Here is a 16555-nt window from a genome sequence, read left to right on the forward strand (position 1 = left end):
CTGTTTAGTTTATCTTAAATTTTAAAAATGATAAGCAATTAATAATTATGAACATAAAAAAAACATATATAAGCTTAGGATCTCTAATTAATTAAAATTATCATGAAAATCAAGCGAAATAGTGTTGACTTTGAGAAAGTAGCGTTTGATAATTTGCCCATGTACGTTCTCGGTTAGAGCGATGATTGCGTACTGCGGTCAACACCATGTTTTGGTTTGGCAATAAAAACCGGAAATTAATAATAAAAAAGTGGAGATGAAGCATGTTAAATCTGAAAAAAACAGCAGTAGCTGTCCTTGCTTTAGGTAGCAGTGCAGTATTTGCTGGAACCATGGGTCCCGTATGTACCCCTGGCAGTGTTACTGTTCCTTGCGAAAGAATTGCTTGGGATTTTGGTGTGCAAGCCCTGTACCTCCAACCTGTTGTTGATCACTATGCAGGTTATTATATTGATACTTTAGGTAGATACCACTACAACGCAGTTGAGCCAGATTGGGATTGGGGCTTCAAATTAGAAGGTTCTTATCACTTCGGAACTGGTAATGATCTTAATGTGAACTGGTATCACTACCGTAGCGATAATAACAACCACCATTTCTTAATTTTCTATCCTGGCGACGACGTATTACCAACAGGTACTTACCGTCATAACTTCAGCGTTGAGCCACAATGGGATGCAGTTAACGTTGAACTCGGCCAGCATGTTGACTTTGGTGAGTTTAAAGATATTCGTTTCCATGGTGGTGTTCAATACGCACGTATTAAGCATGAATTCCGCTCTAATATTGTTGCTGGTCCTGCTGACTTTTTCCCAGTTACTGGCCGTCGTGATGCCTATACCGAATTTAACGGTTTCGGTCCTCGCATCGGTGCAGACATGACTTTCAACCTTGGCAATGGTTTAGGAATCTACGGTAAAGGCGCTACTGCTCTCTTAATCGGCGAAACAGAATTCCGTGATGGTACTAACGTACTAGCTGGTGATTTTGCATTCGGTCGTGGTGACAGAGATGCTATGGTTCCTGAGTTAGATGCTAGATTAGGTGCAACATACACTTATGCAATGCCACAAGGTGACGTTACTTTAGACGTGGGTTACCTCTGGGTTAACTACTTCGATACTCAACATTTCGGTTTAACTCGATCTGATTTTGCAATCCATGGCCCATATGCTGGCTTGAAGTGGGTTGGCAGCATCTAATTTGATCTAGTAAACGCCTTATTAACCCATCACTTGTTGATGGGTTTTTTTTTACCAATGGAGTAAAAATGGTGAAGAAAATAACTTTAATGATACTAGGCTTGTCGGTCAGTGGATTTTCCGCAGCTGGTATGTATTCTACTCCACCAGTTCCAACTTGCGTACCAGGTGATGTGACAGTGCCCTGTGAAGCTAGACTATGGGATATTGGGGTTCAAGCTTTATATTTACAGCCTATTTATAATGGCGGTCATGCTTATTTAACTGCAGAAACGGGTGGTTTAAGAGCGATTGAGCCGGATTTTGGCTGGGGTTACCGCGTAGAAGGGTCTTACCATTTTAAGACCGGCAATGACGTGACGATGAATTGGCTTCATTATGACGTAGATGATCATTTAGGAAATTTCAGCGGTCAGTATCCACAGCTTCTACCGACTGGTACAGTTACCCTAATTCCAACTACATTTAGAGCGTTTGTTTCTAATAAATTTGACCAAGTTAATCTGATTGTAGGCCAGCATGTAGATATGGGATTACTAAAAAATGCTCGTTTCTATGCAGGTGGTCAATATGCAAATATTCGGGTTGATTCGGTATTGTTTTACAATGTTAGACCCCCATTTTTAAACTCTATTGGTGGTGCTAGAGGGCCTAACAATATAGATTTTAATGGCTTTGGACCTACTATAGGTATTAATTATTCCTATGCATTGCCTTATGGATTGAGCTTGACTGCAAATACTGCAAGTTCTATTTTATATGGCTCATCCCGATTTGAAGCAATGACTATTTACAACAATGGGTTAGTTGTGAGACCCATGTATGCTAGTAAGAAACAAATAGTACCTAGTTTTGAAGTTAAGTTAGGCGCTAATTATGCTTATCCACTTGCCCAAGGTTTATTGAGCATTGAAGGTGGTTATCAGGCATTGAATTATTTTAATGCTCTACAGGCACCTAGTTCTTTTGCATCAACTGTTCTTAGCAGCAGTAACTTTGGTCTATATGGCCCTTACTTTGGCGTTAAATGGTTAGGTGCTGCCTAAGCGTTTTGATTGAGTGCAAGATTTAGCTAAACCTGGCTAATGTCACTCAATCAAATTTAAAAAAGCTCTATTTAGCTTCTTTCAGCCATCCGTTTTTTCTATTTACTTAAAAATAAATTTTAAAATCTTCGATTAAAACTCGCACAATCGTTAATTACAGGTATATAATTTACGGGCGTTAAATTTGTTGAAAATTTGTTTAATTGAACAAAAATATGTATAAACCATGTTTTTTAAAAGCAAGTAATTGGCAAGCGCACAGACGAAAGAAGTAGAAAAAATAAGTCAGGAGTAGAGCGCGTGAAACCTAAAGCAATTATTTTGGCCTTAGCCACAATCCCTTTATCCACACCACTTATTGCTAGCCAGGATCAACTACAAGAAAGGATTCAACAGTTACAAGAGCAAACCAATGCTTTGCAAAAGGAATTAGTAACATTAAAAAAACAAATGGCAAAAAAGTCGGTTAAGTCAGAGCCTCCAGTCAGTAAGAGGCAAAATAGTGTGCCAGCGAAAAAGCCACCAAAACTAGCAGCCTTATCAGTTAATTCTGTTACTCCGGCCCCTAAAGCGCCACCTAATATACAATCTGGCCGCGTGGTGAATTTTCATGAGAGCCACCTTGTAGTTCATACAGTAGAATCTCATCCTGAATCAATTAGCTTTTATCCAACAGCCTTGGTTGCAGATAATCAGATCATTACTTATATTGCTGGCACCCCTGTTGTAACCTCTCCCTACTTAGGTGATAGGCCTGCTTTTGATGGTTCAGATTATATTGTAAATATTTCTAGTATTAACCGTGATATTCGCCTAATGCAACAAAGACGCCGTTTGTTTCGTGCTTATGAAGGCATAGGCTATCCGGCACCCAATGTACCTATTCTTGCTATTAGCGGTAAAACGGAGCCAGTAGCAGTCTTTAATAGGCCGCAAATGGGTAATTCACAAGGTGATTTTAATTTAGGATCCAGCGAATTAGATGTGGCTGCTATCTTAAATCGGGATGTAGAGGCATTTATTTCTATTGCTTATGATGAATCGCCGCCACTCGTTGGCCCTAGAGTCTCTAATTCTGTGTTTAATTTAAACTTAGGTTTTGTCAATATTGGTGACTTGGATAAATCGCCATTTTACTTGACCGCAGGTCAGCTTTTCGCACCTTATGGACGTTTTGCAAGTTCAATGATTAGCGCGCCATTGACCATGACTTTAGCACGTATTAAAACTAGACCAGTCATTTTAGGCTATAAGTCCCAAAATGATCCTGGGCCTTATGCAGCAGTTTATGGCTTTGTAACCGATACAACGCTAGGCCATGATGGTGTCGGTGGGGTTAATCTAGGCTATGTTTTTGGTAGTGGTGATATTATAGGAGATATTGGAGGTGGTTTAGTGGGATCTCTTGCCGATTCCCAAGGCATGCAAAATAATGGTTCACCACCACTGACTACCTTTGGTGGCTTTGGTTCTCCAACAAATGGTACAGAGCAAGTTAGAAAAATACCCGGTATCAATTTACATGGTAACGTAAGTTTTGATCGCTATAGTTTAACTGCCGAATGGGTAGGTGCTAGCCGTGCTTTTAGAGCGCAAGATTTAAGCTTTAATGGTAAAGGCGCAAAACCACAAGCCATTCAACTTGAAGGCGGAATGACATTTAGAGCATTTGATAAACCTGCCTCATTGGCAGCTGGTTATCAATGGTCAAATGATGCGCTTGCATTAAATTTACCCAAGCATCGTGTGAGCGGTGTGTTTAATATTTCTATCTGGAAAGATACTGTTGAGAGCCTTGAATACCGTCATGATATTGATTATGGTGCTAATACCTATGCAAATGGTGCGGCTCCACCAGGTATAATTAATGCTAATACATTAGGAACGGGTCGATCGTCTGACACGGTGGTTGCTCAAATTGGTGTTTATTTCTAAGCGTATAGAGACGGCCTAAATTAATTTAGAACTATGTAATTAGCCACAGATGCTTTACAATAAAAGTTGCTTTAGTTTAGGCCTAATTCAGTACCCTAGCTAGGAAATAGTCATCAATAATCAGTCAACTGTCTAATTGGCAATTTTTATATTAATTATGTAAGTGGAGTGGATATGTCAATTAAATCTGATCGCTGGATAGAAAAAATGGCTCAAGAACATGGGATGATCTCGCCATTTCAATCTGGTCAAGTGCGAGAAAATGATCGCGGTCGCATTATTTCCTATGGGGTTTCCAGTTATGGTTATGATGTACGTTGTGCTGACGAGTTTAAGATTTTTACTAACATTAATTCAGCTGTTGTTGATCCAAAAGCATTTGATGCGAATAGTTTTGTAGATATTAAATCAGATGTTTGTATTATCCCTCCTAATTCTTTTGCGCTAGCACGTACAATTGAATATTTTCGTATTCCTCGTAATGTATTAACCATTTGCTTAGGTAAATCTACTTATGCACGCTGTGGCATTATTGTCAATGTAACACCGCTAGAGCCTGAATGGGAAGGGCATGTTACCTTAGAATTTTCTAATACCACCCCGTTGCCTGCTAAAATTTATGCTTACGAAGGAGTAGCGCAAATGCTATTTCTAGAATCAGACGAAGTTTGTGCTGTTTCTTACCGCGATCGCGGCGGCAAGTATCAAGGCCAAACGGGCGTTACTTTACCTAGAACCTAGAGATTTGTTGACTTTGAGCCTTGGTAAATTTTGATTTGAGTTCATTAGCCCTAGTTTGGGGTGTTTAGCCCGTGTTTACTTGTCTTTAAGGCCTTTTCCAAACACGCAATACACATCCATGTTGCTCGATGAAGGGCATCCATGCCCTTCAACAGTTTGGAAAAGGCCATAAAGACAAGCAAACACTAGTTTCATAAAATATAAAAACTCTGAAATGGAGTTTCAGCGTGTAGCCTGGGTGAAACGAGGTGCAACTCGTGTCTTAGTTTCCTTTGGGCTTGCAGCTGTCTTTGACTCCCTACGGAAATTAGGTTCTCTGTTGCCATCACTTAAGTGCCACGTTGCTGGATACCGCGGTCAAGTGCGGTAATTCGTTTTTTCTTTGGTTTCTTCCATTCTCTCGAAATACCGTGGCTTGACCACGGTATCCATTAGCCTGAGTGCAAATCCAAGTTCCATTTTTGTTGACCTGTCACTTAAAATATGATCAAGAGGCAGGAGGGGCTTGCATCTAGGCTAAGCTTACTAAAAAAAATAAATACGCTTAGATTTTCCTGCTTTGTTTCGCCTATACGAGTAATGTAGGGGTAGGGTTAACCTACTTCTTTGAAAGATGGCGTTATGCTAGAGGGCTAATGACTGCGTCTCTTAAAGAATAACATTCGTTTAGCGACACCAACACTTACATAGCGTTTATGCCGCTCTTACGTTAATTATTCTTCTTTTTCTATAGGAACCTTATCGCGCGACGCATCTACGCGTTCACGTAATTCCTTGCCAGGCTTAAAGTGTGGGCTATATTTAGCTTCCGTTATTACTTTTTCGCCTGTTTTAGGGTTATGAGCATTACGTGGAGGCCTATAATGCAAAGAAAAGCTACCAAATCCCCGAATTTCAATTCGTTGACCTGTAACTAGAGCATCACTCATTAATTCAAGGATGCGGTTAATACTCTCCGTGACTTGCTTTTCAGGAAGATGTGTCATTTTGGAAGCAAGGCTTGCTATGAGTTCAGATTTAATCATACCCACCTCGGTTAGCCGCGTTTTCATAGTGCTATCTCCTAAGACACAGCAGTAGATAGCAGTGTTAATATCTTTAGTATAGACGCAGAAAAAAATTATTCAATTTATCAATTAACTGTATCAATATTTTACTTGATATTGCAATATAATCTAAGTAAATATCACAAGTTAGAGCTAAAAAATAGTTTATAAGCGTTATATCACGTATAAATACCCCTGTTTGGTAAGCGCTCCTGAATATAAGCATTGACTATTCCCCAGCTCATTTTGACAGGCATCACTTTTTTTATAATAAATTGCTTAGATGTTAGCGCTTTACTGGTAGTAATTACTAAGGTGGCTGGTTTAACTTGCTCAATGTGTCTACTTAGTTTTTCCCAGAGCTCAGCAATAAAAGTAGTGGCATTTATAAAAATAATTGTACCATCTACCATAGATTCTTCAAGAAAGTTGCCTTGTCTTAAGATAATTTTTCTAGCTTTGTCTTGATAACCTTTTATTAAAGCGAGTTTTTGTTGTTGTTTGGTGGCGCATTGATGCAAAGGCGTAAATAATTCGATGCCATAGATTTTATCAATATCAAATACCATAGCACAAGCAATTACGGCTTTCCCTGTGCCGCTGCCTAAGTCATAAAAAACTGTATTTGCTTGAGGATGACAAGATGTTAATAAAGCAATAAATGATTCAAATTCAATTTCACCATAGGTATATTCAATGGCATCATGGTTGCATCTTGCAAGCTTTGAAAGAGCAAAGCCATTAACTTGGGCATAAAGGCGATTAAAAATCGGCTGATGGAGATTAAGTTGTAAGGCTCGCTGCCATTTCTTAATTTTTCTAGTGGTTCTATTGCTCGTATAAATAATAATAGCAAGCCCTATTAGCATTAAAACAATGATACCAGTTAACATATTAGCTCTTTTGCTGGATATAGCCTGTTAATATTTTATCTTTTTCTTGATGAGAGAGCTGTGGCCAAATTTTCATTAACGCTCGACCGGCTTGTCGCTCATTTAAAGCATGTTGGTGGCTTTCCCAGGGAGTTTCACTGCTAACATATAAGCTAATTGCAAAGGCTGTTAAAAAAGTAGTCACTAAAGCCAGCGCAATAGAGCGCCATTGAAACGCTTTTAATAAATTAGCACTTTTACGCATCGTTACAGTAGCAACTTTTTCAACCTGCATACAGCTTTCGCTAGCAACCCTGCGAAAGTGATCGACATCATAGTCTGCTAGTTGATTATTAATTCGCGTCAGCGCTTGTACTGTGTATTGTTCCATATGATTTAAGCCTGCTGCTATTATTTTATTCACTTCTTGCTGCTGGATTTGTATATCATTTAATATAGTTTGCCCAGTTTTTTGTAACAGCGCTATATGCTCTTCGCCATCTTTTAAGGCTTGTTCAAGGCTAAGCCTTAATCGTGCTATGCCAGCTTGAGTTAAGACTTCTTGTAACGCCTCAAGTTCTTGCTGTAAATTTTGCAATTGATGGTTTATTTTTTTTTCTTGAATTTGAGAATGTGTTTCCAATTCTTGCCGCCAGGCAATCATTTTGGACTCAGCGACTTCAAAATAAGCAATAAATTCACCAGCATGGCGTAATAGTTCTTTTAATTTTATTAAATCAGAATCATGAAGCTGTTCCATAATTCTTCTCCTACGCTTTAATTAAATGAACACTAGCTTCTATTACCAGGCCAATTTGCCTTGGTATGATTGGACTTCTCTTGTTGTATGCCAATTAGTAATCTATTTTAAAGAAAGGATCTCACTATCTGTAGCGCACAATTTAGGCAGCTCCTTAACTGAGACTATACAATGATTAAACAATTATTTCTTGTTAGTGTGATTTCTGTCTTAATCATGCTGGTAATAATGTATTTTTTTCAGCGTCACTTAATCTATTTTCCAGCAAAACTAATGCCAACTCGTCAATTGTTTGCTGCCAATGACATGCAAGAAGTTTCCTTAACAACTGAAGACAAGCTACATTTGCTAGCATGGTATAAACCAGCTCATGTAGGTATGCCAACCCTTATTTATTATCATGGAAATGCAGGACACATTGGTTATCGTATGCCGTTTGCTCGCTATTTTTTAAAAGAAGGTTATGGGGTTTTATTAGTCGAATATCGGGGCTATGGCGGTAATCAAGGCCGTATTAATGAACAAGGTCTTTATTTAGATGGCAAAGCTGCAATTAAGTTTATGCAGGCGCAAGGTGTACCAACCAAAGACTTAATTTTGTATGGTGAATCGTTGGGCACGGGGGTGGCAACCAAAATAAGCTCACAATATCAGGTTTGTGCTTTAATACTGCAATCTCCTTATACAAGTTTAACCGCCCTTTCTAAAACACATTACCCCTGGCTGCCAATCGGCCCTTGGGATAAATTTGATTCATTAAGCAGAATGAAGGAAATTAAAATACCTTTATTAATTTTACATGGTAAACAAGATAGGATTGTACCTTATCAACAGGGGCTGACTCTTTACCAGCATGCTAATCAACCTAAAGAACTCATCGATTTTGTAGCTAAAGGCCATAACGATTTATGGGACAGGCAATTTTTTGGTATTATTAATAATTTTATACGCACCTATTGTAATTTTAAAACTTCTTAACTATAAATTAAGAGCTAGCCTAATAAATTTATTCATAAATTATACTTAATGATTAAAATTTAATTAGTTTCTGTAAAGTTTTAATTAATAATTTCTTAATTATTATTAGGTAAAATAGGATCATATAATTTATAAAAGAGCAGGTTAAGCTTATGGGAAATACATTTTTCGCGCATGCGAAACAATTGTTACCTAAGAAGGCAACGTGGAATATAAAACTCAAAACCAAGCCTACTAGTATTATTGATGTTGGTGGGGCAGGTGATTGTGGTTTCCGCGCTGTTGCAGCTGCCATTATTGATAACATAGCAGTTCGCCCGCAAACAAATCGCCATTTACTGGTTAAAATTTTGCAGCGTCATCATCAATATTTTCCGCTACCACCTGCTGCAGGCTTATTAACGCCAGCAGACCGGTTGTTGCAAAGTATTGATAATAAGCCAGGCAAAATGGGAGAATTTTTACCTGAACTTGCTTATACGTTAAGACAGATTGCTGTTGATCAAATCCGTGAACATCCAGCGCGTTATCGAAATGCTATTGTGAACGGTTATGGCGGGCTGTCACCTGCAGAAATGCGCAAGCAAACGACGTGGATTGATATAGCTGCCATTGCAGCCCTTGCAGATGCATTAAACCTTAATGTTAAAGTCAGTGCCGTTTTACCTAACAAAAAATTACCACTAGATTTAGAGTATGGCCCTCCCAAGCAAGTTAAAGGGGTAGCAGGCGTAGTTAGTCCATTTTTTCAAGGTAAACAAGACCCTAGCTCTAAAGAAGAAATCCAGCCAGATCCAATTCAAATTAGCCTAGAAGGCAAGCATTATAAACCTTACGTAAAAAAACCAGAGCGTTTTCAACTTACTTCGTATAAGTCAGTCGTTCAGCCAGTCAATGAACCTGTTTTTAACGATCCTCCTCTAGAAACACTGCTTAAGCGAATTGAGGAAGATGATAAGCGTTTAGTTGATGTGTTTAATGATAATGTGACTCGTTTAACCTATTTAGTTGCTGATAATAAGTTAACTAAAGATGAGCTGATAGCCATTTACACCAAAGGATTAAAAGACAGCGATTATTTGCGCAGCTGTAATGATTATCTAAATCTTGAGTACGGCAGCCAGGCCTTTTTTGAAGGCGCGAGTGCTAATTCTAAGCGGCCCATGAAGGATGTTGTTATCCTTGAAGACAACTTTGAGGCGCAAGTAATAGGCGAGCTCATTTATGCATTAGCGCGCGCCATTACCATTGGTCAGTTAGATGAAAATCTTGTCTTTGAAGCACAAGTGCAAGATGATGAAGAACACAGCAAGGCATATTGTTCTCTATCTTAATGATTAAGAAATAGAAAAGCCTTCTGTTTCCATCCAAGTATCACTAACGAATTTGGACATGTAATTACGAATCGAATCAGGCAAAATCACTAAGCATTTTTGATTGGTGCTTAGTGTTTTAGCTGCTTGTAAAGCACCCCACATAGCCGCGCCGCTTGAACCGCCAATAAGCAATCCTTCTTCACGAATTAACCGCCTGGCAATCATGAAAGAGTCAGCGTCATTAACTTTGATATACTCATTAATCAACGTATTATCAAGTACATCAGGAAAGAAATCATAACCTATGCCTTCTACATGATAAGGTTTAATTTCATCGCCACCACCAAGAATAGAGCCAATGGGGTCAATGCCAATAATTTTAATTTGAGGATTATATTCTTTAAGGCGTTTAGCAATACCGGTAATGGTACCGCCCGTGCCAACACCAGCCACTACCATATGGAGATCTTGACCAAAGTCATCAATAATTTCTTGCGCAGTTCCGTAATAATGAGCTTGTGGATTATTAGGGTTAGCATATTGATCAAGGATATGAGAGTTTGGAATCTCTTGCTGTAATTTTTTTGCTAATGAAATATGACTTTCCGGATCATTCCAGGCCGCTTCAGTTGGGGTGCGATAAATCGTTGCCCCTAACCGCTCTAAAACAAATTGTTTTTCTTGGCTCATTTTATTAGGCATCGTAATAATGACTTGATAACCTAAAACAGCACCAGCTAGCGCAATACCTATTCCTGTGTTTCCTGAAGTAGGTTCAATTAAAGTATCCCCAGGCTTAATATGGCCATCACGTGCAGCTTGTTTTACCATTTCATAACCAATACGGTCTTTTACAGATCCACCAGGATTAAAAAACTCACATTTTGCATAAAGCTCACAAGCAAGCCCTTCGTTTAAATGATTAATTTTAACGACTGGGGTTTTACCAATTGTTTCAAGGATATTTGGATAAATCATGGCTAATCAATACCTAATGAATGTAAAAACAGTATAACTACCAATAATGATAGTGCCTAATAAAATTATTGATTATTATCGTCGATAAGGGGTTGCTTATCATTTTTCACGTAAGCATCGACGTCAGGTTTGACTTTCCTACCATGCCTTGTGACATACATTTTAGTTAATTCCGCACCTATAAAGAGAATTTGTGATGAATAATAAACCCAGATAAGAATCACGATAAGTGAACCAGCCGGGCCAAACGCATTAGCAACATGACTTTGGCCAAGGTAAAAACCTAATAATGTTTTACCAATGGTAAATAAAACCGCCGTCCAAAAAGCGCCCCAAATTACATCTCGTAACGTTAGCTCTATGTCAGGAAGAATTTTAAAAATCATAGCGAATAAAATCGTAATAACTGCAAGTGAGATAGCAAAGTTTAAGCTCCAGGCAATGAGTTCACCGCCAGGAAGTAGGCGGCTTAGGTAGGAGCTCATCATCGTAATCACGACACTGAGCAGTAGCGATACTAACAGTAAAAAGGCGACACCTAATACAATAGTAAACGATAAAAATCTATCTTTGATAATCCCCCATATGCCACGTCCTGGCTTAGGCTCTACACCCCAAATATTGTTTAAACCCATTTGTATTTGGCTAAATACGCCTGAAGTAGCCAGAATTAATAAAATAATACTAATAACTTGGGCCGTAATCCCTGAGCTCGGTTTACTTGCACTGATAATCATTGTTTGAATCAAATCAGCACTTTCTTTACCTACCATTGCTTGAATCTGTTCAAGAACTTGCCCTTGCGCTGCATCTTGACCAAAAGCCAAACCAACGACAGAGGTACAAATAATTAGAAAAGGAGCCAGTGCAAAAGCCGTATAATAAGCCAATGCTGCAGCAAAAATAGCAATCCTATCTTCACTCCAATGAGCATAAAGCTTTTTTAAGAAATCAAGGTATTTATGAGATGACATAGAGCATCCTTGCAAGTAAATAGTTTCTATTATAGTAAAATTAGCTGGCGCTTTTAAATGAGTTGTGGCTAATTAATTATTTATTAAATTGTTTTATACTTTTTAAGTAGGATAACCTATTTAATTTTACATCTACTCATACTAGGACTAAACTTTAAAATTAGATAACAACAAGGATGGAACTATGAAAAAAACAAACATCTTTATAGGGACTTTTTATGCCGCTATCTTTGGCGCACCGCTCTTATTAGTAGGCTGTGACGCATTACCAAACTTATGGGGCAGCAATAATAACCAGCCTTATTATTCTAATTCTAAGAAGCCTTACAATAATCCCAATTATAATAAAAGAACGTCCAAAGCTGAGGTAAATTCATCTAAAGCTAAGGCAAGCAATACGACAGCAACTCGCGCAACTTATGCGGCTGATAATGCGAGTAATTCTAGCAGTTCTAGTAGCAGCTCCAATAGCTCAAGCGCTAGCTCGTCAGTCGCGCCAAAAGCAAGCTCTGCTGCTAGCAATGCGATAGATTCACCCATTGTACCAACTACTACGCCTGCTGTGGAATAGAGTTAATTTAACGCTTAAGATGAACTAACAACAAGGAATGTTGTAGCTATAAATCTTGCGTTTTAGTGGCTAACTATAAAATTGCCAGTATAATACCCTCATACATAAAAAGGGTATTAGGCTGGCATACCATAGCTATAAAGCGATTGCTAAGCAGTTTAATATTAATAACTAAAGCAGTGAATAATGGTTGCTTAGAGCAAAATAGTTTCTGTTAGTAGAGAAGTCATCATGAGTGAATTAAAACAAAAAGCAGCTTATGCCGCCTTAGAGTATATCGATGATAATATTGTGTTAGGTGTAGGTACAGGCTCAACCGTTAATTATTTCATTGATGAGCTTGCTAAAATTAAGCAGCGCATTGATGCCTGTGTTGCGAGTTCAAAAGCAACAGAAACCCGCCTTAAAGCCATTGGTCTTCCCGTCATTGACTTAAACGTAGCAGGCGAATTGCCGCTTTATATTGATGGCGCTGATGAAGTGACTAAAGCGCGAGAATCAATTAAAGGAGGCGGTGGCGCTTTAACACGTGAGAAAGTGCTGGCAACAGCAGCAGATCAATTCATATGCATTGTTGATGAATCAAAAGTTGTGACTCACTTGGGTAATTTTCCAGTTGCTGTAGAAGTATTACCGCTAGCACGTAGTTTTGTGGCGCGAGAAATTGTAAAATTAGGTGGCGATCCCGTTTATCGCGAAGGCTTTATTACGGATAATGGCAATATCATCTTAGATGTTTATAACCTCAATATTAGTCAGCCCCTCGCCTTAGAAAAGACTATCAAATTAATTCCCGGCGTGGTTGAAAACGGCTTATTTGCTCAACGTTTGGCGGATAGGGTGATTGTTAGTAATGCCAGCGGGATTGTAACTTTTTAATTCTATTATTATTTCACAGTTTATTTAGCTTTATTCATTAAAAACATAAATTGTTTTAAATTAAATCAATTTAATAAATCCTTAATCATGACGGCATATAATTATTAAATTAACTGTCATTTTATGAGTAATCTATGCCCCGCCCCATACAAGAAATACAAAAAGCCTATGAAGAGTTGTTTTTATACTATGTTGAAAGTCCAGAGAGATTAAAGGAATGTTTTGCGAAGGCGCAACCAAGTCGCTTTCCGGAGAGTAATGGTACGACTTTGGATGCTTTCTTAGCCGATTATTTTCATCCATCTGATAGAAGATTTCTAGGTAAAGATTTAAGGAGCCAACTAGGTGTTATTTTATTAGATGAGCGTTATAAGGATCTTGCTGATGCAGATCTTTTTTTATTAGATTTAGTTCACCAGCAAGTGCTTGCAGAGTTAGAAAACGACCTAATAGAATTACAGACACAAATGCAGGACAAGCCAGGGCAGGCAGGGCTCTTTGCAGCAAGCCCTACGTTAAAAAAGTTAGCCCCAGAGTTTCCTTTATTTGAATGTGAACTGGTCTGGGCAGGCCGTGATACTTTCTTTAATAAGGAGCAGTGGGCGCGTTTGGTCGCAATGGAAAATCCAGAAGATGACGCTTATCGAGATGAATCTAGATTTAACGCGCTTAGTAAAAGTAACTTAACTCAGGTAATCGACTCGGGATTTTACATAGGGCTTGGTGCTAGCGTAGGTGCGTGTATCGGCGCTGCTGTAGGTTCTGTTGTTCCTATTATAGGCACATCCATTGGGGCTCTTATTGGCTCCTTAATCGGTGCAGGGGCTGGTTCTACTAAAACGGGCTTATATGATTTATCGCAAACACATCACGTGGCAAGCTCCACCTTAACTACCTTAGGTAGTGCGGGAGTTGGTGCGGGAATTGGTGCCCTTTTAGGTACGCTTATTCCTATTCCTGGACTTGGCACCTTTGTTGGTATGGCAATTGGTGCAGGCATTGGGGCAGCTATTGCGGTTACGGGAGGGCTAATTACAGCCGGTGTACAGGCTTATAGAAGGTCAAAAGCTAAGCAGGCAGCAGCTTCTCAAGAACATATAATTATTGAAACTCCTGATGAGCAAAAGCACCCTTCAAATTATATAAGCACTTTTGCTTCAGAAATGGATGATACAAACTTTGAACGCTATTTAGTACAAAATGGTGAACAGAAGCCTAGAAGGGGAGCCAAGGAAACTCAAGAACGTAAATTGCACTTAGTTTCATCTGACGCCCAAGCTTCGGATAGAAACGCACCAAACCCAAAAGGAAAAGTTTCTGCATTGGGCATCTATAGTGGCTCTGCACAAGCTCAAGTGACTCCAGAAGATTCTACAAAGAAAAATATTTTCGGTATAGGCATAAACGGATAATAGCTTATCAATACTAAAGAGTTAGTGCTAATGCACTAACTTTTTTAACTGAGCAAGTGTTGTAAATATAAATTTTGCTCTAACTAATTCTTAATAAACCCTAACTTTCCTAATGAATACCTAAAATATCTACCAATGCACGTGATTTATTAATTATTTCATGCTGTTTAGCTAGACACTTAATCATACTACTAATTCTTTATTCGCTATAAAACTAGTATAAATTATAACTGTATCAACTTAAGTTTGTCTTAATAAATATGTGTTAAAATTAATCAATTAGATTTCTATTTAAACTATTGCGAGTTACTTATGCCCTCGACTGCCCATATTCGCTATGCTTTAAGCAGTAATAATGAATTGTTTATCAGTTGTTATCATGAGCCACTTGCTTGTGTAGGTAGCTATAGTGAATTAGCTCGTCAGCATAATCTACCTAAGGGAGGAACTTATGTAACAGCAAAGGTAGATAATAATGAGGATGAAGAGGAAATAAAGAAGATTATTATTAATAAATTAAAAGAAATAAAAAATCCCATAGAAGCCAAGACTATTATTTCCAAAATCACGTTAACTGCTGATGTTAATTTGTGTACTAAATCCAGAGATGTATTAGCTTATTTTCTAATCGATGATTCACTTACTGATTTTTATGGGAATAAACAAATTGTGCGCCAATTAGAATCAGGTACAGGTAAAGTAGTGGAAGAAGCCATTAAGTATTATAAAGCGAATTCATTTCGTCTACCTATCGTCCTTAAAACAAAAAGTATAACTCCCCCCAAGGATAAACAGTATTACTCCTCAAGCACAGGAGATGCTGCCAGTACGAAGAGAAAGGACTTAGAAGAAACGGCTACACCACCTGAAAATAGTCTTATCTCTAAAGGTTTAAAAAAAGACAAGGAAGTAATAAAGAAAGGAACAGCGCCAGAAGTTGAAGAAGCAGGGCGCGGAAAAAGGAAGAAAATAGAGCATAGTGCAATACCCGAAAAAGATAATGTAATTGTTAGCCCTTTAATAAATTCTGCCACAATAGAGCACAGCCAACTCCTTGATGAGATTGTGCGTCCCATTCCCTCCTTTAAGGACAACAAACTACAGTCAGCAAGAGAAGCTGAGCAACAAGATGAAAAAGTAATAAGACCCGACTTAGCTGTCTGAGAGCTTTCATTTTTTACCGATATATTACTTATTAATCTAATTGATTAAATGTAGAAATCAAAACTTCAAAGAATAAGAAAAATTAAAATTTCTTAAGCTTCCCTTAAGGTTTGGTAAGTATACTCTTAGCAGTAATAAAAAGGAGTTCTCATGCGAGTATTAATTGTTGAAGACAGTACATTCAATGCATTTTGCTTAACTCGCTTACTACAAGTAGTTTGTCAAACCATTCACGTTACTGTAGTTAACGATAGTCTACAAGCCTTAGCTTATTTAGAAAAAAATAGACCAACGCTTATCATTTTAGACGGTGATTTGAAGGCTCTAGATGGTTTAGGTTGTAATGGGCCTGCGTTAGCGCATACTATTTGGGCAAAGCATGCTGATCTTCCTATTATTGCTTGGACAAACTCCGACCTAATGCGTCAAGCCTTTGCTGACGTTTTTCGACAATATGGTAAATCTTTCTGTGAACATACTTGTTGGAATAAGATCGTAAGCCCTGAGCGTATTGTACAATCGTTATCTTATCTAGTTAGCCAAGACATCAATCCTAGAGAACGCGCTAACATTAAACAACTTTATGTTTAGGATAATTAAACAGCTCAACTCTTAGCACTGTGCAGTTGTATTTAGTTTAATATGATAATCTTTAGCATCATTTATAGCGTGAATATAAAT

16 protein-coding genes are annotated in these 16555 nt (G+C 38.2%); 11 read left to right on the forward strand and 5 right to left on the reverse strand.

Annotated elements, in window-relative coordinates; translation table 11 throughout:
- Window positions 1-263 precede the first annotated feature (263 nt).
- The 4 genes from DYE47_RS00610 (at window position 264) to dcd (ending at window position 4924) form a co-directional block, all read left to right on the forward strand.
- Window positions 264-1202 (forward strand): Lpg1974 family pore-forming outer membrane protein, encoded by a 939-nt coding sequence (locus tag DYE47_RS00610; protein ID WP_115301417.1) that lies wholly within the window; start codon window positions 264-266, stop codon window positions 1200-1202.
- A gap of 68 nt (window positions 1203-1270) precedes the next feature.
- Entirely contained in the window at window positions 1271-2248 is a 978-nt protein-coding gene (locus tag DYE47_RS00615; protein ID WP_115301418.1) for an Lpg1974 family pore-forming outer membrane protein, read from the forward strand.
- 300 nt (window positions 2249-2548) lie between these two features.
- Window positions 2549-4183 carry an LbtU family siderophore porin gene (locus DYE47_RS00620; protein ID WP_115301419.1) on the forward strand — a complete coding sequence of 545 codons (1635 nt, stop codon included), beginning with the start codon at window positions 2549-2551 and terminating at the stop codon, window positions 4181-4183.
- Between the two features lie 174 nt (window positions 4184-4357).
- Window positions 4358-4924, forward strand: coding sequence for a dCTP deaminase (dcd, locus tag DYE47_RS00625; RefSeq protein ID WP_115301420.1), 567 nt, complete (start codon window positions 4358-4360; stop codon window positions 4922-4924).
- A 713-nt stretch (window positions 4925-5637) separates the two neighbouring features.
- Here dcd and DYE47_RS00630 read toward each other — a convergent pair.
- The 3 genes from DYE47_RS00630 to DYE47_RS00640 all read right to left on the reverse strand — a co-directional run bounded on the left by DYE47_RS00630 (window position 5638) and on the right by DYE47_RS00640 (window position 7602).
- A complete protein-coding gene (locus DYE47_RS00630; protein WP_160149814.1) occupies window positions 5638-5976 on the reverse strand; it encodes an integration host factor subunit beta in 339 nt (112 codons plus the stop codon).
- A gap of 173 nt (window positions 5977-6149) precedes the next feature.
- Window positions 6150-6863, reverse strand: coding sequence for a class I SAM-dependent methyltransferase (locus tag DYE47_RS00635; protein ID WP_115301421.1), 714 nt, complete (start codon window positions 6861-6863; stop codon window positions 6150-6152).
- A gap of 1 nt (window position 6864) precedes the next feature.
- Window positions 6865-7602: a hypothetical protein gene (locus DYE47_RS00640; RefSeq protein ID WP_115301422.1), complete on the reverse strand. Its 738-nt coding sequence runs from the start codon at window positions 7600-7602 to the stop codon at window positions 6865-6867.
- A gap of 171 nt (window positions 7603-7773) precedes the next feature.
- On the opposite strand from DYE47_RS00640, the gene DYE47_RS00645 reads away from it, so the two are divergent.
- Window positions 7774-8580, forward strand: coding sequence for an alpha/beta hydrolase (locus tag DYE47_RS00645; RefSeq protein ID WP_115301423.1), 807 nt, complete (start codon window positions 7774-7776; stop codon window positions 8578-8580).
- A 152-nt stretch (window positions 8581-8732) separates the two neighbouring features.
- Window positions 8733-9914 carry an OTU domain-containing protein gene (locus DYE47_RS00650; protein ID WP_115301424.1) on the forward strand — a complete coding sequence of 394 codons (1182 nt, stop codon included), beginning with the start codon at window positions 8733-8735 and terminating at the stop codon, window positions 9912-9914.
- A gap of 3 nt (window positions 9915-9917) precedes the next feature.
- Here the strand turns inward: DYE47_RS00650 and DYE47_RS00655 are convergent, their stop codons facing one another.
- Window positions 9918-10874 (reverse strand): pyridoxal-phosphate dependent enzyme, encoded by a 957-nt coding sequence (locus tag DYE47_RS00655; protein WP_115301425.1) that lies wholly within the window; start codon window positions 10872-10874, stop codon window positions 9918-9920.
- Window positions 10875-10939: 65 nt separating this feature from the next.
- Window positions 10940-11848, reverse strand: coding sequence for a YihY/virulence factor BrkB family protein (locus DYE47_RS00660; RefSeq protein ID WP_115301426.1), 909 nt, complete (start codon window positions 11846-11848; stop codon window positions 10940-10942).
- A gap of 184 nt (window positions 11849-12032) precedes the next feature.
- On the opposite strand from DYE47_RS00660, the gene DYE47_RS00665 reads away from it, so the two are divergent.
- From DYE47_RS00665 to DYE47_RS00685, 5 genes are all read left to right on the forward strand, one after another.
- On the forward strand, window positions 12033-12419 hold the full coding sequence (locus DYE47_RS00665; RefSeq protein WP_115301427.1) for a hypothetical protein: 387 nt from the start codon (window positions 12033-12035) through the stop codon (window positions 12417-12419).
- Between the two features lie 231 nt (window positions 12420-12650).
- Window positions 12651-13298 (forward strand): ribose-5-phosphate isomerase RpiA, encoded by a 648-nt coding sequence (gene rpiA / locus DYE47_RS00670; protein ID WP_115301428.1) that lies wholly within the window; start codon window positions 12651-12653, stop codon window positions 13296-13298.
- Window positions 13299-13432: 134 nt separating this feature from the next.
- Entirely contained in the window at window positions 13433-14710 is a 1278-nt protein-coding gene (locus tag DYE47_RS00675) for a hypothetical protein (RefSeq protein ID WP_115301429.1), read from the forward strand.
- A 312-nt stretch (window positions 14711-15022) separates the two neighbouring features.
- On the forward strand, window positions 15023-15874 hold the full coding sequence (locus DYE47_RS00680) for a hypothetical protein (RefSeq protein WP_115301430.1): 852 nt from the start codon (window positions 15023-15025) through the stop codon (window positions 15872-15874).
- A gap of 150 nt (window positions 15875-16024) precedes the next feature.
- On the forward strand, window positions 16025-16465 hold the full coding sequence (locus DYE47_RS00685; RefSeq protein WP_115301431.1) for a response regulator: 441 nt from the start codon (window positions 16025-16027) through the stop codon (window positions 16463-16465).
- The last annotated feature ends 90 nt before the right edge of the window (window positions 16466-16555 follow it).

The sequence above is a fragment of the Legionella beliardensis genome (genome assembly GCF_900452395.1).
In the GTDB taxonomy this organism is placed as follows: Bacteria; Pseudomonadota; Gammaproteobacteria; order Legionellales; family Legionellaceae; genus Legionella_C; species Legionella_C beliardensis.